The sequence below is a fragment of the Pseudoscardovia suis genome (genome assembly GCF_002797875.1).
In the GTDB taxonomy this organism is placed as follows: domain Bacteria; phylum Actinomycetota; class Actinomycetes; order Actinomycetales; family Bifidobacteriaceae; genus Pseudoscardovia; species Pseudoscardovia suis.
Genome location: NZ_PGFC01000001.1, coordinates 609,845 through 634,882, shown reverse-complemented (window position 1 = coordinate 634,882; position 25,038 = coordinate 609,845). Strand labels below are relative to the sequence as shown.

Below are 25,038 nucleotides of genomic sequence, written 5' to 3'. Positions count from 1 at the left end.
GATGTTCGGAGCGTATTTCGACGAAGGGTCGCGCGACCCCGCACGCCAGGCGCATCGTTTCGACCGCATCGCCGGCCGCTATGATCTCGTGAACGACGTGGCCTCCCTGGGGTGCAGCCGGCGATGGACGCGCGCCTTCGCCCGCGCCGTCGTGGAGTGTGTAGATGCGGGGCCCGCGGATGCGGAGCGGGCGGATGCGGACGCGACGAGCGTGGACCGCGCGGAAGGGCGCCCCGGTGATTGCCCTGCGCTCGATCGACTTCCGCTCCGGGGTCTGCATATCCTCGACGTCGCCTGCGGCACGGGCACCAGCAGCCGCGCGCTCGCACGGCTGGGGGCAGACGTCATCGGCTGCGACGTGTCCGAAGGCATGGTCGCCGAGGCACGGCGTCGCGAGACGGGGCGCGACGTGGTCGCCGCCCGCGCGGACGGGAGATGCGGCGCCGTCACCTATTGCATCGCGGACGCATGCGACATGGGTTTCGCAGACAACCGTTTCGATGCCGTGACCTGCTGCTACGGACTGCGCAACATGCCCAGCCCCGTCGCTGCCCTGGAGCAGATGCGCCGTGTCGCCAGGCCCGGCGCCCCCATCGTGACCCTGGACTTCGACATGCCCTCGGGTACCCTTCTATCGAACGCATACCGCCTGTACGACGCCATCGTCCTGCCCCTTGTCGGCGGCCTTCTGACGGGGCATCCGTCGGATTACCGCTACCTGACGCAGACGATCGAGCAGTGGCCCGGGCGACGCGGCGTGGCGCATATGATGCGCGTCGTGGGTCTGCGCCATCCGCAGTGCCGACCGCTCACCAAGGGCATTGCGTCGCTGAACCGCGCCTGGAAGTGATGGGGCGACGATGGATGCCCGCAGGCCGGTGGGCGCCAGTAGGTGGTGCCAATAGGCATGGCGGGGTAGAGGCCCGTCCTACTTCTTGTCTTTCATCCCGTCGGTTCGGTTGCCGGGGATGTCGGCGCCCTCCAACGCCTTCGCCATGTTGCCGAGCGCCAGCTTCGACATGCTGGCGCTGATCTGGGACATGGAATTCTGCAGGGTATTCTGCATGCCGGATTGCATGAGGTAGTTCCCTATGTTCTTTGTGATTTCGTTGAGCGCGTTCTGTACGTTGGCGTTGTACAGGGTGTTCATCGCCATGGCGTTGATCGCATCGTAGGTTTTCGCGACGTTGTCGATGGTCAGCCTGCTGTGCGCGGTTCCGTCGTGCTCGTCATGCGCATCGTCCGCTGCTTTGGACTCCTCGTCCGTCGTCTCCGAGGCAGCGGCGTTCTGCATGTCCTCGATGGCCTGCGCGGCGTTCAGGGGTATGCGCCAGCGCGACGGGAGCGTGCTGCGCAGCATGTCGTCGATGGGGAGCTGCTCGTCAGGGCGGAGCAGGCGGAGCATAGCGAGGTAGAGGGTCAGGCGGGGCTCCTGCTTGCCGCTTTCGATGTTGTAGATCGTCTGTTTCGACACGGGGACCCCCGTCCGCTTCGTGATGGCATTGGCGAAATCCTCCGCCGTTGCGTAGCCGGCCTCGGTGCGTGCCTGGCGGATGCGGTATCCCAGCATCTGTATGTCGATGATGTTCTTCTCCATGGTCCGTTCCCTTGGTGTGGTTCGTGTGGTTCCCCGGGTGTGTTTGCGTCGTGGCGCGTGTTCGAGTCGTGTCGCGGTGCCTTTGCGCGGTGCGGTTTCCGGTCAGTCGTCGATGTCTTCGAGTTCGGTGGTGGGTTGGACGATTTCGAGTTCGGGCTCGGCTTCAAAGATGGTCTTGCCGTCGAGTTCGCGGAATCCGTTGATGAAGTTCTCGAAGCACTCCTCGTCGGTCGCGCCGACGTAGGTGAAATACTTGTCCGCGACGTTGTCGGTGAGGCCCCAGACGTTGGTCTGGATATGGGGTTCTGGATGCTCCTTGTCGTCGCCCTCTCGGTATGCCATTCCGCAGTCGAGGAACCATTTCTGGTCCTTGTATTGGATGGCGAATCCCTCGTTGTGGAGGTCTTCGACGAATTCGGCGTGTGACTCACGTTTCATGGCAGGTATGCTCCTTCCGGTACGTTGACGAAAAATCGCTTGTACGTGGTGTATTCCTCTTCGGTCATGAATCGGGCTGCTCCTCGTTTCCACGTGCCATTTTCATTGTGGTATTCGTGGATGTGCAGGATTGGCTGCCGTCCGGTTCCAAGTTCCTTTTTCGCAGGGTGGTAGTCGATGTCGAACCTGGCGGTGTGGTCCTCATTGTATTCGCGGTACTGGTGGAAGGTGCCGTCCGGATACAGGAAGATGTACTCGGTACTGGAATGGTTCTCCTCCGGCAGTTTCCATTGTTTCCCGTCGATGGGCTCCAGGATCTTGACGCCATCGATCTCGCCTACTGCATGGTATTTCTGTTCGGGCTCCTGCCCGGTGGAGTAGGTTCCCCTACCTCCCATTTCGATCCACCTTTCTCGAGGGCATGGGGTCGACCTCGAATATCGTGCCTTCCATACCATCGAACGGGGCGCCGTAGCAGATGACGGCGCACGGCTCGATGGCCTCGAGCATCGCCTTGTACCCGTCCAGGAATGCCTTTCCCTTTTCCGGCATCCGTAGGTGGCGACGGCGACGATGGATTCTTTCTCGATTCCCAGGAAGGAAACGGAATATGAATCCCTTGACCCCCAGCTGACCGTGGGAATGACCACGAGTCCGTTCTGCTGCCACATGGCCCCGCACATCCGGTTCCGCTCCACGGCCGTGATCTGCCAGCACAGCGGCAGGTCGGCGTATTGCGATACGTCGGGCGTCAGCACGAAGCGATAGGGGCGCAATTTATCGACGTATTTGTCGGGGTCCTTGACCACGGCGCGGAACCGGTCGTCGTCGATAAAGAAATGGACGCCTTTGACGCGGTTGATGAGGGTCTCCGTTTTGGTTTCCGGACAGATATCGGTGAAGCTGATGAGATCCACGTTGTTCAGATTGATGAGTTGTTTCCTGACGAACGGGATGCCGTACCGGTTGTTCGTGGGCAGCCGGGACAGTTCCGTCAGTTTTCTGCGGGTGGTGCTGATTTGTGCCATGGGACCTTTCTGTATTGGTTGTACGTTTGCCTTTCGCATGCATTCCTCTGCTCGTGCATTCCCCGGGATCGGTGGTGATGATGTGGCAAATTCGGATGCAATTATCAAGAATATAGTGATGTAATCGTACTGTCCAATCGATTTCCGGAACGGTCTAATCGGATGGTAAGAAAGCTTCACAAATTCAAAAAGGCAAGTAATACTAGGCACTAATGAACGTACACCTAACTACAACCCGATACACGCAGGTACACAGAAATATCCCAGCCGTAAAGTTCAAATTCGTAAAATTCGATAATTGCGCCGAGTCAAAAGAATCACTAAATATCGTGCAGCTCTCCGGCGTGTTGCTATCGTGGGAACCATGCAGGACCTTTTCGATGTTTCCGATGTGGCGGACAATGCCATGACCCGTCCCCTGGCGGTGCGCATGCGCCCTCAGACGCTCGACGATGTGGTCGGGCAGGAGCGCGCCCTTGTGCCGGGGTCCCCGTTGCGGCGCGTCGCCGAACCCGTGCATGCGGGCTCATACACCGCGCCCACGTCCATCATCCTGTTCGGCCCTCCCGGGGTGGGCAAGACCACGCTCGCTTACATCGTGGCGCGTCAGTCGGGGCGTGCGTTCGAGGAGCTTTCCGCCGTGACCTCCGGCGTCAAGGATGTGCGCGATGTGCTCAAGCGCGCACATGACCGGCTCGTCTCCGAAGGCACGGAGACGGTGCTGTTCATCGACGAGGTGCATCGTTTCTCCAAATCCCAGCAGGACGCGCTGCTGCCTAGCGTCGAGAACCGCGACGTCACCTTCATCGCAGCGACCACGGAAAACCCCAGTTTCTCTGTCATCTCACCGCTCCTGTCGCGTTCCGTCGTCGTCAAGCTCGAGTCCCTGGAACCTGACGACATCCGCACCGTGCTCGACCGCGCCGTGCACGCCCCGCAGGGGCTCGCCGATGAAGTGCGAGTCAAGGACGATGCGATGGATGAGATCGTGCGCCTGTCCGGCGGTGACGCTCGCAAGGCGCTCACGATACTCGAGGCCGCCGCGGGGGCCGTCACTGGCGACAAGGCACGGCGCAAAGGCGCCCGCCGCCCCTTCGTCACCACCGACGTGGTCTCGTCCGTCATGGACGTGGCGACCGTGCGCTACGACAAGGACGGCGACCAGCATTACGATGTCATCTCCGCCTTTATCAAATCCATGCGGGGAAGCGACCCGGACGCCGCCATCCATTACCTTGCCCAGATGCTGCGGGCGGGGGAGGACCCCCGTTTCATCGCGCGGCGCATCATGATCGCCGCCAGTGAGGAGGTGGGCATGGCCGAGCCGCAGATCCTGCAGGTCGCCGTCGCCGCCGCCCAGGCGGTCGACATGGTGGGCATGCCCGAAGCGCGCATCATCCTTGCCGAGGCGACGATCGCCGTGGCGACCGCCCCCAAGTCCAACGCCAGCTACAACGCGATCAACCAGGCGCTCGCCGACATCGACGCCGGCAAGGTGGGGTCCGTGCCGCTCTACCTGCGCAACGCCCCCACGAAGCTCATGAAGCAGTGGGGCAACTACAAGGGTTACCGTTACGCGCATGACTGGCCGCAGGCGATCGCGCCGCAGGAATACATGCCCGAGGAGCTGCGTGGCACCCAGTATTACGATCCCAGCGACCGCGGTTACGAGCGCGAGGTGTCGCGGCGTCTGAAAGTGGTGCGTGCCATCCTGCATTCCCAGGGGTCTCAGGGGTCCCAGGGGTCACAGGATTCCCGAGATTCCCCGTCCGGTCCCGTCGCGGGTTCCGGTTCCGGCACGCCGGAAGCCAAACCGCATCCCGGGGATGCTGCGGACGGCGATGGCGGGGCGCGGGGATCCGCGTCCCGTTCGTGACAGGCGGACGCTTACGCGGTGATGGAGTCGCCCGAGACGGTGGAATCCGACGTTGAGGAGCCGGATGATTGGTCTTCGTCCGGCATCTGCGCCGAGCCGTACCTGCCGCGGCCGGTCTGCATGCTGTTGGAAGAGCCGGGGTCTGGACGTGAGAACGATTCCATGATGGCTGCTCCGCCGAAGCCGCCGCCCACGCCGCACAGCAGGGCGATGACGATGAGCAGGATGATGAACCTGCGCTTCTCGCGACGTGGATTCCGCGTGCCCGGCGCCACTTGGCTGAATGCGGCGGGGGCTTCGAACCGTGCTGCCGGGTTGAGAGGTGCGGACAGTGGCGTGGCTGTCTGCCCTGGGAACTGTGTCTGCCTTGGGAACTGCGCTTGAGCGGCGGCCTGTGCCTGCCCGGGGAACCGAGTCTGTGCGAGGGGACGCAGGGGAGCGCCCGCAGCCGCTGTATTGGCGGCAGCGCTGTCAGCAGTGGCAGCGCCAGCATTGGGGTTGGCGTCGGCATTGGGGTCGGCGGCACCGGGATTCGCAAGGATGCCGGCGTTTGCAGGGGCATCGGCGTTTGCAGGGGTGTTTGGATTCGCAGGGGTAGTCGAATTCGCAGTGGCGGCAGAATCCGTAGGAATGGCGGATGACATGGCGGTCCTTTCCATGCACGCCACGGAAGGCATGCATTCGTTGGTTTGCCCAATTCATTGGTGCGCCCAGTATGCGGCCCCGTGCACTGAGTAGCCTGTCGAAATCCTCGGCGCACACCACCAAACCTGTGACAGAACGCAGTGCGCAGCATGGGAGAACCCTGAAGGGAGGCAAGCGGGCTACGATGGGTCACATGACCACACAGACTGCTTCCCATGACGCGTCCATCCACGCTCTCAGCGCGCAAACCCACGAATCCGAAGACCTGGAACGTTCCGAACGATCCGACGGATCCGACACCACCCAGGACGTGGTCTTTGCGCTCGCCCAAATCGACACATGCGTCGGCGACCTGGACGGCAACGCCGCCAAGGTGCTCGACGATTGCCGTCAGGCAGCTGCACACGGCGCGCACGTCGTCGTCTGCCCCGAAATGACACTCACCGGATACCCCATCGAGGACCTCGCATTCCGCGCCACGTTCCGCAAGGCTGCACGCCGCACCGCCGACGATCTCGCCGCGCGCCTCAAGGACGAAGGACTGGGCGGTCTGTTCGTCGTCGTGGGCACCGTGGGCGCCACCCATGGCGAGCAATTGCCGCAAAACCGCCTCGTCGTCCTCCACGAAGGCGTCGTATGGGCCGGATACGACAAGCACTTCCTGCCTAACTACGGCGTATTCGACGAATTCCGCATCTTCGCCCCCGGGGAACGCAGCCTTGTACTCGACGTGCGCGGCCGCAAAATCGGCGTCGCCATCTGCGAAGACATCTGGCAGGAAGGCGGCCCCGTCGCCGATCTCGCAGGACGCGGCATCGACGTACTCCTCACCATCAACGGCTCGCCCTACGAAGAAGGCAAAACCGGCACACGCCAAGAACTATGCCAGCGCCGCGCCCAGCAAGTGAACGCCCCCGTCATCTACCTCAACCAAGTAGGCGGACAGGACGACCTCGTCTTCGACGGCGCCAGCTTCGTCATCGCACCCGACGGCACGATCCTCGAGCGCTCCGCGCAATTCACCCCCGCCCTCGACTACTGGACACTGCCCACGCGCTCGCATGACGCCGCCGCGCTCGCAGCATCCCGCTCCACGCTCGCCCCCACCATGGAACGCGACGAGGAGGTCTACCGCGCCTGCGTGCTTGGACTGTCCGACTACATGGCCAAGAACCACTTCACATCCGTCACGCTGGGACTCTCCGGCGGCATCGACTCCGCACTCGTCGCCACCATGGCAGCCGACGCATGCGGCGGACACAACGTATACGGCATCTCCATGCCCAGCATGTACAGCTCCGACGGATCCAAAGATGACGCCGCCGACCTCGCCCGCAACCTCGGCGCACACTACGACATCCAACCCATCGAACCCCTGTTCACCGCATTCCAACAACAACTCCACCTCGAAGGAGTGGCGGCAGAAAACCTGCAGGCACGCATCCGCGGCGTCATCGTCATGGCCTACTCCAACTCCAAAGGCGCGCTCGCGCTCGCCACAGGCAACAAAAGCGAACTGGCATGCGGCTACTCCACCATCTACGGCGACGCCGTCGGCGGATACGCCCCCATCAAGGACCTGCTCAAGACCCGCGTATGGGAACTCGCCCGCTGGCGCAACCGCTACGCCGAAGAACACGGCCAGCTGCCACCCATCCCCGTCAACTCCATCATCAAGCCGCCCAGCGCGGAACTGCGCCCCGGGCAGAAAGACTCCGACTCCCTGCCTGAATACGACCTGCTTGACAAAGTGCTCGCCGCATACATCGAAAAAGCCCACGGACGCTCCGACCTACTCGCCGACGGCTTCGACGAACGGACCGTCGACACCGTGATGCGCCTCGTGGACCGCGCCGAATGGAAACGCCGCCAATATCCACTCGGACCCAAGGTGACGGCGCTCGCTTTCGGACGTGACCGCCGCCTGCCCATTACCAGCGCTTTCCGCGAATAGAGCTGCGGGCGAGCGGTGCTGGTGGATGTCGCGGATATCGCGAGCGGATGCCGCGAGTCGGACCTGCGAGTGGTCCGCTAGTAAACGCCGCGAATGGGCGGATGGCGCGTGCTGCTGCCGCATTGCAATTCAAGGAATCGAGGACATATGAACGACATGGCACACCAGTGGTTCTTCAACACGAAGACTGGCAAGCCCGAACTGGGGCCGCAGTCGCCTGCGAATGTGCGCTTGGGGCCGTACCGCACGCGTGAGGACGCGTTGCGCGCTTGGGAGATTGTGCATAACCGCAACTGCAAGTGGGACAGAGATGACGAGAGATGGAACTCATGGTCGCCGGCTCACAGCGACTCGCAGGATGGGCGCGGCTCCGACGAGAACGCTGACGAAGGACACTGACGAAGGTCGCTGACGAAGGCGCTGACGGAGGCACTGATAGTGCAGCAATCAACAACGGGCATGGCCGCGAAAGGCGCATGCCCGTTTTCTGTGTCATCAAGCCGTGTCATCATGCCGCGCGGTGGAGCGAGAATCATGCAGAGGGCTGTGAGGGTTAGGGCCTCTGTTTGCCTTGGCGGGCAAGCCAATCTGCGTCGAGGGCGCGTGGATTTGCTCCTTGGGCGCGGGTTGGGCGCCTGTGGTGCGTCCTAGGCGGGCGGAACCGTCCCGAGGGTGCGTGGATTTGCGCCTTCGGCGGAGGTTGAGCGGGCTGTGTCCGGCCTGGGCCGTGGTATTGCTTGTCGGGGGTGCGAATCCTTGCTCCCTCGATGGGGGTTAGGGCTTGTGGAGCCCCGGCGGGCAAGCCAATCTGCGTTGAGGGTGCGGATGATTGCACATTGGGTGGGTTTAGGTGGGCTGAGTCCTATCTTGGGATACCTGTTTTGCGCCGGGGTGCGAATCCTTGCGCCCTCGGTGGGGGATTAGGGCTTGTGGGACCATGGTGGGCAAGCCAATCTGCGTCGAGGGTGTGTGATCCTGCTCCTTGGATGTGGGTTGGGTGCGCCCGGTGCCTTCCTGAACGGGGCAATCCGCGTCGAGTGTGCGCAGATTTGCTCCTTGGACACGGGTTGTGTGCGCCCGGTGCCTTCCTGAACGGGCCAATCTGCTCCGGGGGTGCATGGATCTGCTCCTTCGGCGGGGGTCGGTCGGGCTGTGTCCGTCCTGGGCCGTGGTATTGCTTGTCGGGGGTGCGAATCCTTGCGCCCTCGGTGTGGGTTAGGGCTTGTGGAGCCCCGGCGGGCAAGCAAAACCGTGTCGAGGGTGCGTGGATTTGCTCCTTGGGCGCGGGTTGGGTGCCTGTGGTGCGTCCTGGATGGATCAAACCGTGTCGAGGGTGCGAATCCTTGCGCCTTCGGTGGAGATTGGGTGGGCTGTGTCCGGCCTGGGTTGTGGTATTGCTTGTCGGGGGTGCGAATCCTTGCGCCCTCGGTGGGGGTTAGGGCTTGTGGAGCCCCGGTGGGCAAGCCAATCTGCGTCGAGGGTGCGTGGATTTGCTCCTTGGGCGCGGGTTGGGCGTCTGTGGTGCGTCCTAGGCGGGCGGAACCGTCCCGAGGGTGCGTGGATTTGCGCCTTCGGCGCGGGTTGGGAGGGTTGTGTGCGTCCTCGGCTGTGGTATTGCTTGTCGGGGGTGCGAATCCTTGCGCCCTCGGTGGGGGTTAGGGCTTGTGGAGCCCCGGCGGGCAAGCTAATCTGCGTCGAGGGTGTGAAATCTTGCGCCCTCGGTGAGAGTGAGGGTGATTGACATCACTGTGACGAACATCACGCGTGTCTTCGTCAATTCCACCTCAGCATGCGATTAGACTTGTACATGACGGCGACACGATGCAGCGTCACCTCAAGTAAGTTAAGTAAAGGAGCCACCTATGGCAGCAGTGGAGAGCCAGGCAGCGACCCAGCAGGAGTTGGAAGCCAAGGCGTGGGAAGGCTTCGCAGGAGGCCACTGGCAGGAAGACATCGACGTGAGGGACTTCATCCAGAAGAACTACACGCCGTATGAAGGCGACGAGTCGTTCCTCGCGCCGGCGACCGCCAAGACCAAGCATCTGTGGAAGACACTCGACGACAACTATCTCGCCGTCGAACGCAAGCAGCGTGTCTATGACGTCGACACGCACACCCCGGCTGACATCGACGCATTCCCCGCCGGTTACATCGACGACCAGGATGACGTGATCGTCGGTCTGCAGACCGACGTGCCGTGCAAGCGCGCCATGATGCCGAACGGCGGTTGGCGCATGGTCGAGCAGGCCATCAAGGAAGCAGGCAAGGAAGTCGATCCTGAGATCAAGAAGATCTACACCCGCTACCGCAAGACCCACAACGATGGCGTGTTCGGCGTGTACACGGACCGCATCAAGCGTGCCCGCCATAACAAGATCCTCACCGGTCTGCCGGACGCTTACGGCCGCGGCCGCATCATCGGCGACTACCGTCGCGTGGCGCTCTACGGCGTGAACACCCTGATCAAGCTCAAGCAGCGCGACAAGGACTCCGTGCCCTACCGCAACGACTTCACCGAGCCGGAGATCGAGCATTGGATTCGCTTCCGCGAGGAGCATGACGAGCAGATCAAGGCCCTCAAGAAGCTCATCAAGCTCGGCCAGGAATACAACCTTGACCTGTCCCGTCCGGCACAGACCGCGCAGGAAGCCGTGCAGTGGACCTACATGGGCTACCTCGCCTCCGTCAAGAGCCAGGATGGCGCGGCAATGTCCATCGGCCGCCTCTCCGCATTCTTCGACATCTATTTCGAACGCGACCTCAAGAAGGGCCTCATCACCGAGACCGACGCGCAGGAGATCATCGACAACATTGTCATGAAGCTGCGCATCGTGCGCTTCCTGCGCACCAAGGACTATGACAAGATCTTCTCCGGCGATCCGTACTGGGCAACCTGGTCCGACGCAGGCTTCGGCGACGACGGCCGCTGCATGGTCACGAAGACGTCCTTCCGTCTGCTCAACACGCTCACCCTCGAGCACCTGGGACCCGGCCCTGAGCCGAACATCACGATCTTCTGGGATCCCAAGCTCCCCGAAGGCTACAAGCGCTTCTGCGCCAAGATCTCCATCGACACCTCCGCCATCCAGTACGAATCGGACAAGCAGATCCGCAGCCACTGGGGCGATGACGCGGCCATCGCATGCTGCGTTTCCCCGATGCGCGTGGGCAAGCAGATGCAGTTCTTCGCCGCTCGCGTCAACTCCGCCAAGGCGCTGCTGTACGCCATCAACGGCGGCATTGACGAAATGACCGGCCTGCGCGTCATCGACGAAGGCTACATCGAGCCCGTCAAGCCCAAGGCGGACGGCACGCTCGACTTCGAGGAAGTCAAGAACAACTACGAGAAGGCTCTCGAATGGCTGTCCGAGACGTATGTCGAAGCGCTGAACATCATCCACTACATGCACGATAAGTACGCTTACGAGTCCATCGAGATGGCGCTGCACGACAAGGAGGTCTACCGCACCCTCGGCTGCGGCATGTCCGGCCTGTCCATCGCCGCCGACTCGCTGTCCGCTCTCAAGTACGCCAAGGTGTACCCGATCTACAACAAGGATGCCAAGGGCACCGACGAGTATTGCGAGAACGGCCCGGACGACCTGATCGTCGGCTACAAGACCGTGGGCGACTACCCGGTCTACGGCAATGATGATGATCGCGCGGACGACCTCGCCAAGTGGGTTGTGTCCACCGTCATGGGCCAGGTGCGTCGCCTGCCCGTGTACCGCGGCGCTGTGCCCACGCAGTCCATCCTCACCATCACCTCGAACGTCGAATACGGCAAGAACACCGGTTCCTTCCCGTCCGGACACCACAAGGGCACGCCGTATTCGCCGGGCGCCAACCCGGAGAATGGCCGCGACACGCACGGCATGCTGCCCTCGATGTTCTCGGTCGGCAAGATCGACTACAACGACGCGCTCGACGGCATCTCGCTGACGAACACGATCACCCCCGAAGGCCTGGGTCGCGACGAGGACGACCGCATCACGAACCTCGTGGGCATCCTTGATTCCGGCAACGGCCACGGCCTGTACCACGCGAACATCAACGTGCTTCGCAAGGAGCAGCTCGAGGACGCGATGAACCACCCGGAGAAGTACCCGCACCTGACCGTGCGCGTCTCCGGCTACGCGGTGAACTTCGTGCGCCTGACCAAGGAGCAGCAGCTCGACGTGATCTCCCGCACGTTCCACAAGGGAGCCGTGACGGACTAAGCGCCGCCGTTTTTCACACCCGCGGGGCCGGTCGGACTGTGTGCCGCCGGCCCCGCGGCCGTTTTCAGCCCTCTAAAAAGTCGTCAGGGAAGTCGTCAGGACAGTCGCCAGACAGTTGCCTGAGCAGTCAACAGAGCAGCCATCCGCCGTCCATCCGGGCAGCAACCAGCCAACCAGCTCTTCAGTCGGCCACGGAACACACAAGGAGCACCGATGTCACAGTTTCGCACCACGACGCCGCACATGCTGCGCGCCAATAAGGAATACCAGCGCCAGACGCTCATGGGGGGACTTTCCGGTTTCGAATCACCGGTGGGGCTCGACAGACGCGACCGCATCGAAGCGCTTCGCACCGGCGACCTGGGGTTTGTGCACTCCTGGGATCTCAACACCTCCGTCGACGGGCCGGGCACGCGCATGACGGTGTTCATGAGCGGCTGCCCATTGCGCTGCCAGTACTGCCAGAACCCCGACACTTGGAAGATGCGCGATGGCAAGCCCGTGTATTTCGACGCGATGATGAAGAAGATCGAACGCTACTCCGACGTGTTTCAATACACCGGCGGCGGCATCACGTTCTCCGGCGGCGAATCGATGATGCAGCCGGCGTTCGTCTCCCGTGTGTTCCATGAATCCAAGAAGATGGGCGTCCACACGTGCCTCGATACCTCCGGGTTCCTTGGCGCCACATGGAGCGACGAGCAGATTCGCGACATCGACCTGTGCCTGCTCGACGTCAAAAGCGGCGACGAAGCCACGTATCACAAGGTCACCGGGGGAGCGCTGCAGCCCACGATTGATTTCGGCCACCGTCTCGCACGGCTCGGCGTGCGCATCTGGGTGCGTTTCGTACTTGTGCCTGGACTCACCGACAGCGAACAGAATGTGGAGAACGTCGCCACGATCTGTGATGGGTTCCATGACGCCATCGACCACATCGACGTGCTGCCTTTCCATCAGCTGGGAAGGCCCAAGTGGCATGCGTTGAGATATGACTACCCGCTGGAGGATGCGAAAGGCCCCGGCGCGGCGCTTCTCGAACGGGTGCGCGGGCAGTTCCGCGACCACGGTTTCGAAGTGTTCTGACGCTGTGCGTGGCGGGTGCCGGCCGTGACGTTCACACGCGTGGGTATACTGCTCACCGAATGACGCGCGGCGCCCGCCGCGCCCGCGCCCGCCGCGCCTATCGCACCGGCGTGCGCCAGGTGGAACAACCCCAGTGAAACCAGCGAAAGAAGGCACCTGCCAAGCCATGACCCACACAGAACCCGTGCTGCTCAAGGAACCCCGCGGCGGCGTGCCCGACGTGATAGACACGCCCACCCAGTTCTATGACATGGTGGACCGTTTCGCGCAAGCGGACGGACCAATCGCAGCCGACGCTGAGAGGGCATCCGGATATCGATACGGGCAGCAGGATTGGCTTGTGCAATTTAAGCGCACGGGGGCAGGGATTGCGCTGGTGGATCCGGTCGCCCTCGCGCAGCAAGGCGTGAGCTGGGGCCCGTTCAACGATGCCGTGGGAGACGCGACGTGGATCATCCACGATTCGCTGCAGGACCTGCCGGGTTTCGTGGACATCGGCATGACGCCCCGGGCGCTGTTTGACACGGAGCTTGCGGCACGGTTGCTGGGATGCCAGCGTTTCGGGCTTGCCGCATGCACCGAGAAATACCTAGGAATCACGCTCGCCAAGGAACATTCCGCGGCGGACTGGTCGCATCGTCCCCTGACGCGTGACCTGCGCGATTACGCGGCGCTGGACGTCGAGGTGCTGATAGAGCTGCGCCAGCGCATGCTCGAGCAGATCAAAGCACAGGGCAAAGAGGAGTGGGCGAGGCAGGAATTCACGTATCTGCTTGCCAAAGGCACCGCCCCCAGGGAGGAGCAGCCCGACCCGTGGCGGCACACCAGCTACATATCCAAGCTGTCGCATGACCGCCGAGGACTGGCCATCGTGCGCGAGCTGTGGGAGGAACGCGACCGCCAGGCGCGCGAACTCGACATCGCACCGTCCTTGCTCCTGCAGGATTCGGCCATCATCAAGGCCGCCATCGCCAAGCCGCGCAACAGCCGTCAGTTTGCATCCATACGTGTGCTCAACGAACGTGTGCGCATGCATGTGGGCGGTGAACGCGACAAGATGTTCGAACGGTACGCGCCCCTGCAGCGCAAGGTGAAACCCTCCATATGGAAGCAGGCGATACTGCGTGCGCTGGCCCTGCCCGCGTCCCAGCTGCCGACCGCGAGCCGGGAGGGGCAGGAGAGTGACGACGTGGGCAAGGCGCCCCGCTCGCTCAAATACTGGCGCATCCATCATCCGGACCGTTACGAGCTGTTGGAGAAATCGCGCGCCCGGCTCAACCAGATAGCGCAGGACACCGGCACGACCGCAGATGTGCTGCTGCGACCGCAGATCGTGCGCAACCTGTGCTGGCAGGCGGGCGAAGGCGTGGCGCTTGATACCACTGAGCTCGTGGTGGACTTCTTGGAGCGCCAGGGCGCCAGGCAGTGGCAGGCTGAGCTGCTCGGGGGTGCGCTTGCGGCGAAAGTGCGGCAAGCCGTCCTCAAGTAGCGTTACTATAAAACGGTTGCCTTTAGGGGCGTAGACCATCACTATCGAATTGGAGCGCAGAGTGAAAATCAGCGTGAGGAACCTCGAGCCGACCAAGGTCAGGCTCACCATCACCGTGGAGAACGACGAGCTGAAGCCGTATCTTGACAAAGCTCGCACCGACATCGCCAAGCAGGTCAACATCCCCGGATTCCGCAAGGGTCATGTGCCCGGCAAGCTCGTCGAGCAGCGTTTCGGTTTCGGAGCCATCGCCGGCGAGGCCGTGCAGGATGCCGTTCCTGAGTTCTACGACAAGGCTGTGCAGGAGAAGGATCTGCGCCCCATGGACCAGCCGAAGCTCGACGTCAAGGACATCCCGGACACCGAGGATTCCGACACGAAGCTGAAGTTCACCGCTGAAGTCGAGGTGCGCCCGAAGTTCGACCTTCCTGAGCTTTCCGACCTGACGATTGAGATTCCCGCCGCCGAAGTCACCGACGACGATGTGAACCAGCGCCTTGAGAGCCTGCGCAAGTCCTATGCCACGCTCGCCAGCGTGGACCGCCCGGCCGCTAAGGACGATTTCACGAACATCGACCTGACCGCACGCATCGACGATGAGGTTGTCGATTCCCAGGAGGGCGTGAGCTACCAGCTTGGTTCCGGCACGATGCTCGACGGCATGGACGAGGCCCTCGAAGGCCTCTCCGCTGGCGAAGAGACGACGTTCGAAGGCACGCTTGAGGCCGGCGAGCATGAGGGCGAGAAGGCCCAGATCACCGTCAAGGTCAACAGCGTCAAGGAAGAGCAGCTTCCTGAGCTCAACGATGAATTCGCCACCGAGGCGTCGGAATACGACACCCTCGACGAGTTCAAGGAGCAGCTGCGCAAGGACAGCGCCGAGGTTGCTGAGGCTCGTCAGGCCACCGAGGCACGCGACGCATTCCTCGCCAAGCTCGAAGGCGATATCGAGATCGCAGTGCCCAAGGGCCTCAAGGAGAAGCTGACCGAGCAGAACCTTGGTGCCGTTGTCGCCGACCCGAAGAAGGCCACGAAGGAGCAGAAGCAGGAGGCCGAGGAACAGGCCGAGAAGCAGCTGCGCGACCAGATCCTGCTCGATGCCATCACCGAGAAGCTCGATGTCAAGGTCTCCCAGAGCGACGTCATCAACTTCCTCGCATCCGTCGCACAGCAGTACGGCATGGATCCCAACCAGTTCATCAGCTCCGTTGTGCGCAACGGCCAGCTTCCGGGCGCAGCCCAGGAAGTCGCCCGCTCCAAGGGCCTGCTTGCCGCCATGCGCGCCGTCACGTTCCAGCATGATGGCGAGGACGTCGACCTGAGCAAGTTCCTCGGTGAGGAAGAAGAGCAGGTCGAGAACGAAGCCAAGGCCGAGGAGGAGGCAAGCGTGCAGGCTGCAGAGGCTGCTGCTGCCGTCGCCGCCGAAGCGTCCGACAAGGCTGAGGAAGCCAAGGAAGACTGAGCTGAACGCCTGATGATTCCATCGGATTCCATGGCGGTCGCATTCGGTGACTGACGGATTGCGGTTGAATCGTTGAATCATGAACCGGGCGGATTCGCGTGCCCCACGCATGGGCGTGGGGAAGCGGGTCCGCCCGGTTTTTCGTTTGCCATGCATGGCACAATGGACATGGCACGATGGAAGAGTCGCGTGGCGCTGTGCCGGATCCCCATTCCGTGCAGCCTGCGAAGGAGGCCGGGATGGAAGAAAAACAAGGCGCTGAAAACCCCGGATATGCTGAGGCGACACGCGGCAAAGAGATGCGCGGCGAAGAGACACATAGCGAAGAGGCACGTAGCGAGAAGGCGGGCAGCGGGGTGAAGCCTAACGAGCACCCTGCGCTTGAGGCGTGCCGGCTCGGCGCATTCGTGCTGGTGGTGGGTGCTCTCATAGGCGTGGGCGCCGGCGTGCTGTATCTTGCGCTGGAAGCGGTGCAGAGCGTGTTCCTCGGCTACGTGGAGAATCCGCAGCATCCCGGGCCGTCCGGTGTGCCGGGATGGCGCATCATGGCGAGCCTTGCGGCGGCAGGCGTCATCTCCGCACTCGCGTGGTGGCTGCTGCGTGGACGATGCAAGCCGGTTCCATCCGTCGCGAAAGCGGTGGCGGGCAAGCGGATGCCCGTCATTGCCACCATCATTCACGTGCTGTTGCAGATTTTCATCGTGGGCGCTGGCATGAGCATCGGCCGCGAGACCGCGCCGCGTGAGCTCGGCGCCATGATGGGTCAGCGTTTCGCCCATCTGAGCCGCATGGATTCCAAGGACGTCAGGCTCGTTGTCGCTGCCGCCGCAGGAGCCGGATTCGCTGGCGTGTATGATTCGCCGCTCGCCGGAGCGTTCTTCGCCATCGAGATGCTGTTGGTGGATTCCAGCTGGCGCACGGTTGCAGTATCTCTGGGCACATCCTGCGTGAGCGCCTACGTGGCGGGTTTCATCAAAGGGCGCGATGCTTTCTACGCTCTGCCGTCATTGCATTTGAGCGTGTCGTTCGTTGTTTTCGCACTGCTGTCTGCACCACTGTGGGGCGCGGTCGGAGCATTGTTCCGCCGTGGCAACCAGTGGGCCGGTTCGCGCCATGCCAAGGGATCGGCGATACTGTGGGAACTGCCGCTCGTAGCCGTCATCACCGGTGTGGTTGCTCTTGCCTTCCCGCAGGTGTGTGGCAATGGTCGTGCCGCCGCCCAGCAGGCTTTCCTTACATCCGCAAGCCTGCCGGCGGAGGCTGCATGGAACCTCGCTGGGTGGCTGGTGCTGCTGGCTGCGCTCAAGGCGGTGCTGACGATACTGACGATTCGTGCCGGTGCGTCCGGAGGCGTCATTACGCCGTCCATCGCCATCGGCGCCTGCCTGGCGGCTGCATTGGGATTGGGATGGTCACACCTGTTCCCGGGGACGCCGGTGGCGGCGTGTGCGCTGCTGGGTGCGGCGGCTGTGCTCGCCAGCTCTCAGCAGGCGCCTTTGATGGCTTCCTGCCTCATGTTGGAACTGTGCCATCTGTCGGTGGAATTCGCCATGCCCGTGGGATTGTGCTGCGTGGGAGCAACGGTGGTGGCTCGCGCCGTGCTGCGCCATGTGCCTCCCGTCACTGAGTTGCCCCAGGCACACACGTTTCCGCGCGCAGCGCAATCAGCCGCGTAAATCCATTTGACGCGGTAATCTCGAACCAATACGTACCACAACGAAGGAGTCACAGTGGCATTACAGACGTCACCGGCGCTTCCTGTCCCATCGATGGAGGACGAGGAGAACGCCGCGATCAGCGGGCTGACCAATCCCATCTTCTCCCGGCTTCTCAAGGACCGCATCATCTGGCTGGGCGATGAGGTCAAGCAGGAGAACGCCAATGTTATCTGCGCGCAGATGCTCATGCTCGCCGCGCAGGACCCCAACAAGGACATCTGGCTGTACATCAACTCCCCGGGCGGATCCATCACGGCCGGCATGGCCATCTACGACACGATGCAGCTCATCAAACCGGATGTGGCGACGGTGGCCGTCGGCATGGCAGCATCCATGGGGCAGTTCCTGCTCTCCAGCGGCACCAAGGGCAAGCGTTTCATCACCAGTCACGCCCGCGTGCTCATGCACCAGCCTTCCGGCGGCATCGGCGGCACCCAGACGGATGTGCGCATCAGCGCTGAGCTCATCATGGACATGAAGAAGACGCTCTCCGAACTGACCGCCGAGCAGACCGGCCACACCGTCGAGGAAATCTACCGCGACAACGAGTATGATCATTGGTTCACTGCGCAGCAGGCGCTGGAATATGGTTTCGTCGACAAGATCGTGACCACGCCCGGCACCATGAACGCCGACACAGTGGAAACGAAGGAGTGAGCATGGCAAGTCAAGAAGCACAGTTCGTCTCCCGCGCAGGCCGTCTCGCCGGTCCGCAGATGCGCTACATCCTGCCGGAATTCCAAGAGCGCACGCCCTATGGTTTCAAGACCACCAACGCCTACTCCAAGCTGTTCGAAGACCGCATCATCTTCCTGGGCGTTCAGGTCGATGATGCTTCCGCCGACGACATCATGGCGCAGCTGCTCGTGTTGGAAAGCCAAGACCCTGACCGCGATGTCATGATGTACATCAACTCTCCCGGCGGTTCCATGACAGCCATGACCGCCGTGTATGACACGATGCAGTACATCAAGCCCGACGTGCAGACCGTGTGCCTTGGACAGGCCGCGTCCGCCGCTGCCGTGCTGCTCGCCGCCGGCACGAAGGGCAAGCGCCTTATGCTGCCCAACGCACGTGTGCTCATCCACCAGCCGGCCATGCAGCAGGATTTCGGCAAGGCCACGCAGATCGAGATCGAAGCCAATGAAATGCTGCGCATGCGCACATGGCTCGAGGAGACCCTCGCCAAGCACACCGGGCAGGACGTTGAGAAAATCCGCAAGGACATCGAGACCGACAAGATCCTCACTGCACCGCAGGCGAAGGAATACGGCATCGTGGACGAAGTCCTGGCCAACCGTCAGTAACCAAGGCGAACCCACATATGGCTCAGATCGTCAATTACGCAGATGACGTTCCTCGCTGCAGTTTCTGCGGCAAGACGGAGCACGAGGTCGACAAACTCATCACTGGCCCCGGCGTCGCCATCTGCGAAGAATGCATCGCGCTGTGCGTGAACATCATCTCCGATGAGAAGCGCAAGGAGGCGAGGGCGGCACGGCTGCATCTCGTGTCGCCCAGCCATATCTGCGAGTACCTCGACAGGTACGTCGTGGGGCAGCAGGACGCCAAGCGCGCCCTCGCCGTGGCGGTCTACAACCATTACAAACGCATCAACATCGAAATCGCCGACGAGGCGCGTGACCTTGACGAACGCAGCGCCGGCAGCCCTGTGTTCGGGGATGGCGAGCAAGGCGACGACCTGCGCGACGTGAAAGTCGCCAAATCCAACATCCTCATGATCGGTCCCACGGGCACCGGCAAGACATACCTGGCGTCGACGCTGGCGCATGTGATGAACGTGCCGTTCGCCATCGTGGATGCGACGACCCTCACCGAGGCCGGTTACGTCGGCGACGATGTGGAGACGGTGCTCCAACGGCTTATCGAAGCCGCTGATGGTGATGTCAAGCGCGCTGAACGCGGCATCATCTACATCGATGAAATCGACAAGATCGCCCGCAAAACCGGCGAAAACACATCCATCACCCGCGATGTCTCCGGCGAAGGCGTGCAGCAGGCCCTGCTCAAGATTGTCGAAGGCACAGTCGCGACAGTGCCCATGGAGGGCACACGCAAGCATCGCGAGCAGGAGCAGGTGAAACTCGACACCCGCAACATCCTGTTCATCTGCGGAGGGGCGTTCGTTGGCCTTGAGGACATTGTGCGCGGGCGCATGGGACGCCGTTTTTCAGGATTCGGGGCAGACTGGACCAAGCAGGACATGCCCTCCGACGACGTGCTTGCGCACGTGACGGCGGATGACTTGGAGCAATTCGGTCTGCTGCCGGAATTCATCGGGCGACTCCCCGTGGTCACCACCCTGCATGGCCTGGATGCTATTGACTTGGCGCGCGTGCTTGCCGAGCCGCGCAACAGCTTGGTGCAGCAATACCGCAAGCTGTTCGCAGCCGAATCCGTCAAACTCACTTTCACCAAGGAATCCATCGCGCAGATTGCGCAGACCGCCGTCGATCGCGGTACCGGCGCGCGCGGATTGCGTTCCATTATGGAACAAGTGCTGCAGGGCCCCATGTTTGAGATTCCCGATCGCACTGACGTGGCGGAGGTCATCGTCACAAAAGCGTCGGTCGAAGGCAGCGAGCAGCCCCGATACGTGCTCAGGGACCAAGAGCTGCGCTCTCCCGTTGCGCCGCAGCGCGAGCATGCCAAGCCGCAGCTGGCATTGGCGCGTCGCAGCATGAATCATCCCGCCGGTGCGGAGACGCCTGAAGACGCCGCCATGCATGCCGACACACAATCAATCGCGTAATTCAACGAATTTTCCTCTTTCCCTCCACGGGTTCCTCGCATACACTGTGAAGTCGGCCTAGTCGACAGGAGGAACCCGGTGATCAACAAAAGGCTTGTCGCCGCTGTGCCAGGGGCACGGCGATACGTAATACTTGACGCGCTGTTGCAATGGCTTGCATTGGTGGCACAGATGGCCATGATGACGCTGATCAGCCTGTGTGTGGCACGCGTCGTGCGCGGCGGTGTTAGCGGCAGCGGCATCAGTGATGTTAGCGGTGTTAGCGGTGTGCAAGGCCCTGACGTCGCACGCGGCATCGCATATTCGGTCGGGGTGAGCCTCCTGCTGGCGATTGTGTCAGCGGCATGCATTGCCGCGGCGACACGCATGGGTTACCGTGCGGCGGCGATGGCGAAATCCGTGCTGCGAAGCGCCCTGTTCCGCAAGTTGCTTGCGTTGGGGCCAGCCTATGACCAGAAGGTCGGTTCTTCGGAAGCGGTGCAGATGTCCGTGGAAGGCGTCGACCAAATGGAGGCGTACTTCGCCGGCTACCTGCCGCAGTTCATCTATGCGATGGCCGCACCGGTCACGTTGTTCGCCTACATGTGCACCTTCAGTCCCGTCGCGGCAATCGTGCTGCTGGCCGGAGTGCCGCTGATACCCATCATCATCGCCCTGGTGCAGACCATCGCCAAGCGCATCGTTTCGAAGTACTGGAACTCATACACATCGCTGGGTGATTCTTTTCTCGAGAACCTGCAGGGGCTCACGACCCTCATCGTGTATGGCGCCGACAAACAGAGGCACGAGCAGATGGACAAGGAGGCCGAAGGGTTCCGGCGCGTCACCATGCGCATGCTCACGATGCAGCTCAATTCCATCGCAGTGATGGACCTCGTGGCCTACGGCGGTGCCGCGGCTGGCGCCATCATCGCCACCATCCAGATGCGCAACGGATCCATCGATCTGGCGCATGCACTGCTTATCGTGCTGCTCGCCGCCGATTACTTCCTGCCCATGCGTCGGCTGGGATCCTACTTCCATGTGGCGCTCAACGGCTCGGCGGCAGCCAACAAGATGTTCCGCATCCTCGATCTGGACGACATGCCGTCGGGATCGGCGTCCCCTGACAGTGCCGACAAGCGAATTGCGGCCTCCCACATGAGCTTTGCCTACGCCGTGCCTGATGATGATGCACAGGGCGGCGTCATGGCGATGGCCAGTGCAGCCGCTGGGAAGAGGACGGCTGGGAAGACCCGTCCAGCCGAGGGCAATGCAACGCAAACCGAGACCGGCGCACAGTCCCACGAGATGCGCGTCGCGCTGACCGACGTTTCGTTCGACGTGCCAGACGGCGCCTTCCTTGGCATCGTCGGCGGCAGCGGAAGCGGCAAATCCACCCTCGCCAAACTCCTGTGCGGCAGGCTGGACGGCTATACGGGCAGCCTCGTCGTCGGCGGCGTCGAAGTGCGGGACGCTGACTCGGCGGGTCTTATGCATCATGTGACGCTTGTGGAAAGCGACAGCCGCATGATTCCCGGCACCGTTCGCGACAACCTGATGATGGCGCGGCCGGATGCCAATGACGCGCAGCTGCAGGCGGCATTGCATGACGTGCGCTTGGATTCGGCATCGGATGAACGACTCGCGCTTGACACGGTCATCGAATCCAACGCTTCCAACCTTTCGGGCGGGCAACGCCAGCGTCTTGCGCTGGCCCGTGCGCTTCTTCACGACACCCCCGTCTACATCTTCGACGAGGCGACATCCAACGTCGACCCCGAGAGCGAGCGCGTCATCATGCGTGCCATTTCGCGTCTGGCGAGGAAGCATACGGTCATCGTTATCGCCCATCGCCTCATCAACGTGCGCCAGTGCGATTCCATTATCGTGCTTGACCATGGTGCCATTGCGGAAGCCGGGTCCCATGCGGATCTGCTGGCGCTTGACGGGGCATATGCGCAACTGTGGCGGTCGCAGCAGGAGCTTGAAGCATTCGCCACGCCTTCGGAAGAGGCCGCTGCGGAGGGAATCATCTCGGAAGGAAGCGCTTCGGTGGGAGCCAGCTCAGGAGGAATAGCTTCAGAAGGATTATCTCCGGAAGAAATCACTTCGGAAGAAATCACAGACGGCAACGAGACGGAAAGGACGCAGCGATGAACGCAACCAAGCCTCAGGCCAACAACACGGCTCATGGGAATTCCGCGCAGCCCCATCCCGGCAGCGCTGATTCCATCACTCGCGCGACGCAGTCGTTCCGTCCGGGACAACCTCAGAGACAGGGGGACTTCCGGGTCATGCGCCGCCTCCTGTCGATCGTCGCGCCATTGAGCGGATTCCTCGCCCTCGCGGCGTTCCTGGGGGTATTGGGGCACATAGCCGCCACCGCCATCGGCACGACGGGGGCATATGCCGTTGCCCGCGCTTATGCAGACCCCGCGGCTCCGCTCGCCGCAGCCATAACCGCCATGATTTGTCTTGCCGTGTTGCGCGGCGTGTTGCGCTACGGCGAACAGATGTGCAACCACTACGTGGCGTTTCGTCTGCTCGCGCTCATCCGCAGCCGCGTGTTCGGTGCATTGCGCCGCCAAGGGCCCGCAGCAGTGGACGGCAAAGGCGCCGGTGATTTCATCAGCCTCATCACCTCAGACATCGAGCTGCTCGAGGTCTTCTACGCGCATACGATCTCGCCGGTGTGCATCGCGGTCGTGTACGGCGTGGTGGCATGCGTGTTCCTCGGGTCCATCGACCCGGCGTTCGCCATCCTCGCCGTGTGCGCATACCTTGCCGTCGGCTTCGTGTTGCCCCTCGTCATCGCACGCATGGGGCGCAGCGCCGGCAGCGCGATCCGCGGGCAGCACGGTAGCATGGCATCCTTCGTGCTCGATTCCCTGCGGGCGCTGGGCGAGACGATTCAATACGACCGCGGCCGTGACCTGTTGGAGCGTCTGGACGCCAAGTCGCAGCACCTGACGCAGTCGGAGGAGAGGCTTCAACGCTCCCAGGCTCGCGGACAGGCGCTGACAAGCGTGGTCATCGCGGTGTTCGACCTTGCGATGCTCGCGATGGTGTGTTTCGCGTATTCCGCTGGCGGGGTGGATGTGGCGGGCGCGCTCATGGCATTCGTCACGTTCGTCGGGTCCTTCGGCCCGGTCAGCGCCCTGGCGTCGCTCGGAGGTTCCTTGCACAATACGCTGGCGGCAGGCCGACGTGTGCTCGCTGTGCTGCAGGCTGCGCCTGCGACTCCGGTCGTGACAGGCAGGAAGCCGGTTGAATTCGATGGCGCAAGCATGCAGAACGTGACGTTCGGATACACCCCGGACGCCTTGCCCGTGCTGCGTGATGTCAGCCTCACCGTGCCCGAGGGGTCGGTGACGGCGATCACTGGGCCCAGCGGTGTGGGCAAATCCACCACATTGCGGCTGCTCATGCGCTTCTGGGATCCGCAGAGGGGCACTGTTAGCGTCTCAGGCCGCGACATCCGCGACATCAACACGGCGGATCTGCGACGCGTGGAGGCGTTCGTGGCGCAGGACACGCAGCTGTTCCATGACACTGTGCGCGCCAACCTGCTCATTGCCAAGCCCGATGCCACGGATGAGGAGCTGAAGCGCGCCTGCCGGCAGGCGAATATCCATGACACGATCATGGCGCTGCCCCATGGGTATGACAGCCAGGTGGGGGAGCTGGGTGACACGCTGTCTGCGGGCGAGAAGCAGCGCCTTGGCCTTGCTCGGGCATTCCTGCATGGCGCCGACCTGTTGCTGCTCGATGAACCGACCAGCAATCTCGATGCGCTGAACGAAGCGCAGATTCTGCGGTCCCTGGCTCAAGATCAGGAGCGCAGTTCCCACACTGTGGTGCTTGTGTCGCACCGTCCCTCGACCACGCGCATCGCCGATACCGTGCTGCGCATGGACGGCGGCGCGATCATTGACGCTCTTGGTGCGCCTGCAGGGGCCACTGGGAACGGTGCCACCGGGGCCACCGGGGAGAGGTCAACCCACCCCGAGGGTGCACAAGCCTGCACCTTGGGCAGGGGTTAGGCGCTTCTGCTGCCTTCCCGAGAGTGGTAACTGACGTCGAGGGTGCACAGCCTTGCACCTTGGGTGGGGATTGGGTGTCGCCGTCACCTCCCGAGGGAGGCTAACCCACCTCGAGGGCGCACAATTCTGCACCCTCGGTAGGGGTTGGGGCCCTTGTCGGCTACCCAGGAGGGGCAACATGCGTCGAGGGCGCACAGCCTTGCACCTTGGGCGGCGGTTGTGCGCTTCCGCTGCCTTCCTGGGAGGGGTAAACGGCGTCGAGGGTGCACAATCTTGCACCCTCGGCGGGGTTGGGAGCTCCTGACGCCCTTTTGAGAGGTGTGACTTGTGCCGAGGGTGCACAGCCTTGCGCCTTGGGTGCCGGTTATGCGGGCTGTGCCTGTTTCTGCCCCGGTATTGCTTGCCGAGCCCAGGGTATTTTCTTGCCCAAGGTGCACGATCCTGCACCCTCGGCAAGGGTTAGGTGTTTCTGACGCCCCTTTGGGAGGGGTAAGCGGCGCCGAGTGCGCACAGGCTTGCGCCTTGGATGGGGGATTAGGCGTCGCCGTCACATCCTTAGGGAGGCTAATCCACCCCGAGGGTGTGCAACCTTGCGCCCTCGAGTTGGGTTAGGCATTTTCCCCGACTTCGGTTCCGGTATTGCTTGCCGAGGGTGCATAATCTTGCGCCCTGGATGGCGGCTAGGTGTGTCTGTCATATCCGTGGGGACGCCAACTGGCGCCGAGGG

General features: G+C 62.6%; 18 protein-coding genes. 14 read left to right on the top strand and 4 right to left on the bottom strand.

Annotation, left to right across the window (positions count from 1 at the left end):
* The first annotated feature begins 1 nt into the window (after window position 1).
* Window positions 2–850: a class I SAM-dependent methyltransferase gene (locus CLV65_RS02400; RefSeq protein ID WP_157847197.1), complete on the top strand. Its 849-nt coding sequence runs from the start codon at window positions 2–4 to the stop codon at window positions 848–850.
* Window positions 851–928: 78 nt separating this feature from the next.
* On the opposite strand, the gene CLV65_RS02395 is transcribed toward CLV65_RS02400, so the two are convergent.
* From CLV65_RS02395 to CLV65_RS02385, 3 genes are all read right to left on the bottom strand, one after another.
* Complete coding sequence (locus tag CLV65_RS02395) at window positions 929–1,597, bottom strand: hypothetical protein (protein ID WP_094691771.1); 669 nt, start codon at window positions 1,595–1,597, stop codon at window positions 929–931.
* Window positions 1,598–1,699: 102 nt separating this feature from the next.
* The gene (locus CLV65_RS02390; RefSeq protein ID WP_094691770.1) at window positions 1,700–2,035 is read right to left on the bottom strand and encodes a hypothetical protein; all 336 of its coding nucleotides are present in this window, start codon (window positions 2,033–2,035) and stop codon (window positions 1,700–1,702) included.
* Entirely contained in the window at window positions 2,032–3,063 is a 1,032-nt protein-coding gene (locus CLV65_RS02385; protein WP_157847196.1) for a DUF4417 domain-containing protein, read from the bottom strand. The genes CLV65_RS02390 and CLV65_RS02385 overlap by 4 nt, the downstream gene beginning before the upstream one ends.
* Before the next feature lie 364 nt (window positions 3,064–3,427).
* On the opposite strand from CLV65_RS02385, the gene CLV65_RS02380 reads away from it, so the two are divergent.
* Complete coding sequence (locus CLV65_RS02380; protein ID WP_094691768.1) at window positions 3,428–4,939, top strand: replication-associated recombination protein A; 1,512 nt, start codon at window positions 3,428–3,430, stop codon at window positions 4,937–4,939.
* An 11-nt stretch (window positions 4,940–4,950) separates the two neighbouring features.
* Here CLV65_RS02380 and CLV65_RS02375 read toward each other — a convergent pair whose 3' ends face one another.
* Window positions 4,951–5,583, bottom strand: coding sequence for a hypothetical protein (locus CLV65_RS02375; RefSeq protein WP_144441908.1), 633 nt, complete (start codon window positions 5,581–5,583; stop codon window positions 4,951–4,953).
* Between the two features lie 311 nt (window positions 5,584–5,894).
* On the opposite strand from CLV65_RS02375, the gene CLV65_RS02370 reads away from it, so the two are divergent.
* The 12 genes from CLV65_RS02370 (at window position 5,895) to cydC (ending at window position 24,311) form a co-directional block, all read left to right on the top strand.
* Entirely contained in the window at window positions 5,895–7,538 is a 1,644-nt protein-coding gene (locus CLV65_RS02370) for an NAD+ synthase (RefSeq protein WP_425319295.1), read from the top strand.
* Window positions 7,539–7,694: 156 nt separating this feature from the next.
* Entirely contained in the window at window positions 7,695–7,937 is a 243-nt protein-coding gene (locus CLV65_RS02365; RefSeq protein ID WP_420848428.1) for a hypothetical protein, read from the top strand.
* 1,463 nt (window positions 7,938–9,400) lie between these two features.
* On the top strand, window positions 9,401–11,758 hold the full coding sequence (gene pflB / locus CLV65_RS02360; RefSeq protein WP_094691765.1) for a formate C-acetyltransferase: 2,358 nt from the start codon (window positions 9,401–9,403) through the stop codon (window positions 11,756–11,758).
* Between the two features lie 213 nt (window positions 11,759–11,971).
* Entirely contained in the window at window positions 11,972–12,844 is an 873-nt protein-coding gene (pflA, locus tag CLV65_RS02355; protein ID WP_094691764.1) for a pyruvate formate-lyase-activating protein, read from the top strand.
* A 166-nt stretch (window positions 12,845–13,010) separates the two neighbouring features.
* Window positions 13,011–14,333, top strand: coding sequence for an HRDC domain-containing protein (locus CLV65_RS02350; RefSeq protein ID WP_094691763.1), 1,323 nt, complete (start codon window positions 13,011–13,013; stop codon window positions 14,331–14,333).
* A 61-nt stretch (window positions 14,334–14,394) separates the two neighbouring features.
* The gene (gene tig, locus CLV65_RS02345; RefSeq protein WP_094691762.1) at window positions 14,395–15,795 is read left to right on the top strand and encodes a trigger factor; all 1,401 of its coding nucleotides are present in this window, start codon (window positions 14,395–14,397) and stop codon (window positions 15,793–15,795) included.
* Between the two features lie 239 nt (window positions 15,796–16,034).
* Window positions 16,035–17,471, top strand: a complete 1,437-nt coding sequence (locus CLV65_RS02340) for a chloride channel protein (protein ID WP_244569207.1) — start codon at window positions 16,035–16,037, stop codon at window positions 17,469–17,471.
* Window positions 17,472–17,564: 93 nt separating this feature from the next.
* Window positions 17,565–18,170 (top strand): ATP-dependent Clp protease proteolytic subunit, encoded by a 606-nt coding sequence (locus tag CLV65_RS02335; protein ID WP_094691761.1) that lies wholly within the window; start codon window positions 17,565–17,567, stop codon window positions 18,168–18,170.
* Window positions 18,171–18,172: 2 nt separating this feature from the next.
* Window positions 18,173–18,820 (top strand): ATP-dependent Clp protease proteolytic subunit, encoded by a 648-nt coding sequence (locus CLV65_RS02330; RefSeq protein WP_094691760.1) that lies wholly within the window; start codon window positions 18,173–18,175, stop codon window positions 18,818–18,820.
* 17 nt (window positions 18,821–18,837) lie between these two features.
* Complete coding sequence (gene clpX / locus CLV65_RS02325) at window positions 18,838–20,286, top strand: ATP-dependent Clp protease ATP-binding subunit ClpX (RefSeq protein ID WP_094691759.1); 1,449 nt, start codon at window positions 18,838–18,840, stop codon at window positions 20,284–20,286.
* A 78-nt stretch (window positions 20,287–20,364) separates the two neighbouring features.
* Window positions 20,365–22,425, top strand: coding sequence for an ABC transporter ATP-binding protein/permease (locus tag CLV65_RS02320; protein WP_094691758.1), 2,061 nt, complete (start codon window positions 20,365–20,367; stop codon window positions 22,423–22,425).
* Complete coding sequence (cydC, locus tag CLV65_RS02315) at window positions 22,422–24,311, top strand: thiol reductant ABC exporter subunit CydC (protein WP_211278436.1); 1,890 nt, start codon at window positions 22,422–22,424, stop codon at window positions 24,309–24,311. Before CLV65_RS02320 ends, cydC begins: the two co-directional genes overlap by 4 nt.
* Window positions 24,312–25,038: the final 727 nt, after the last annotated feature.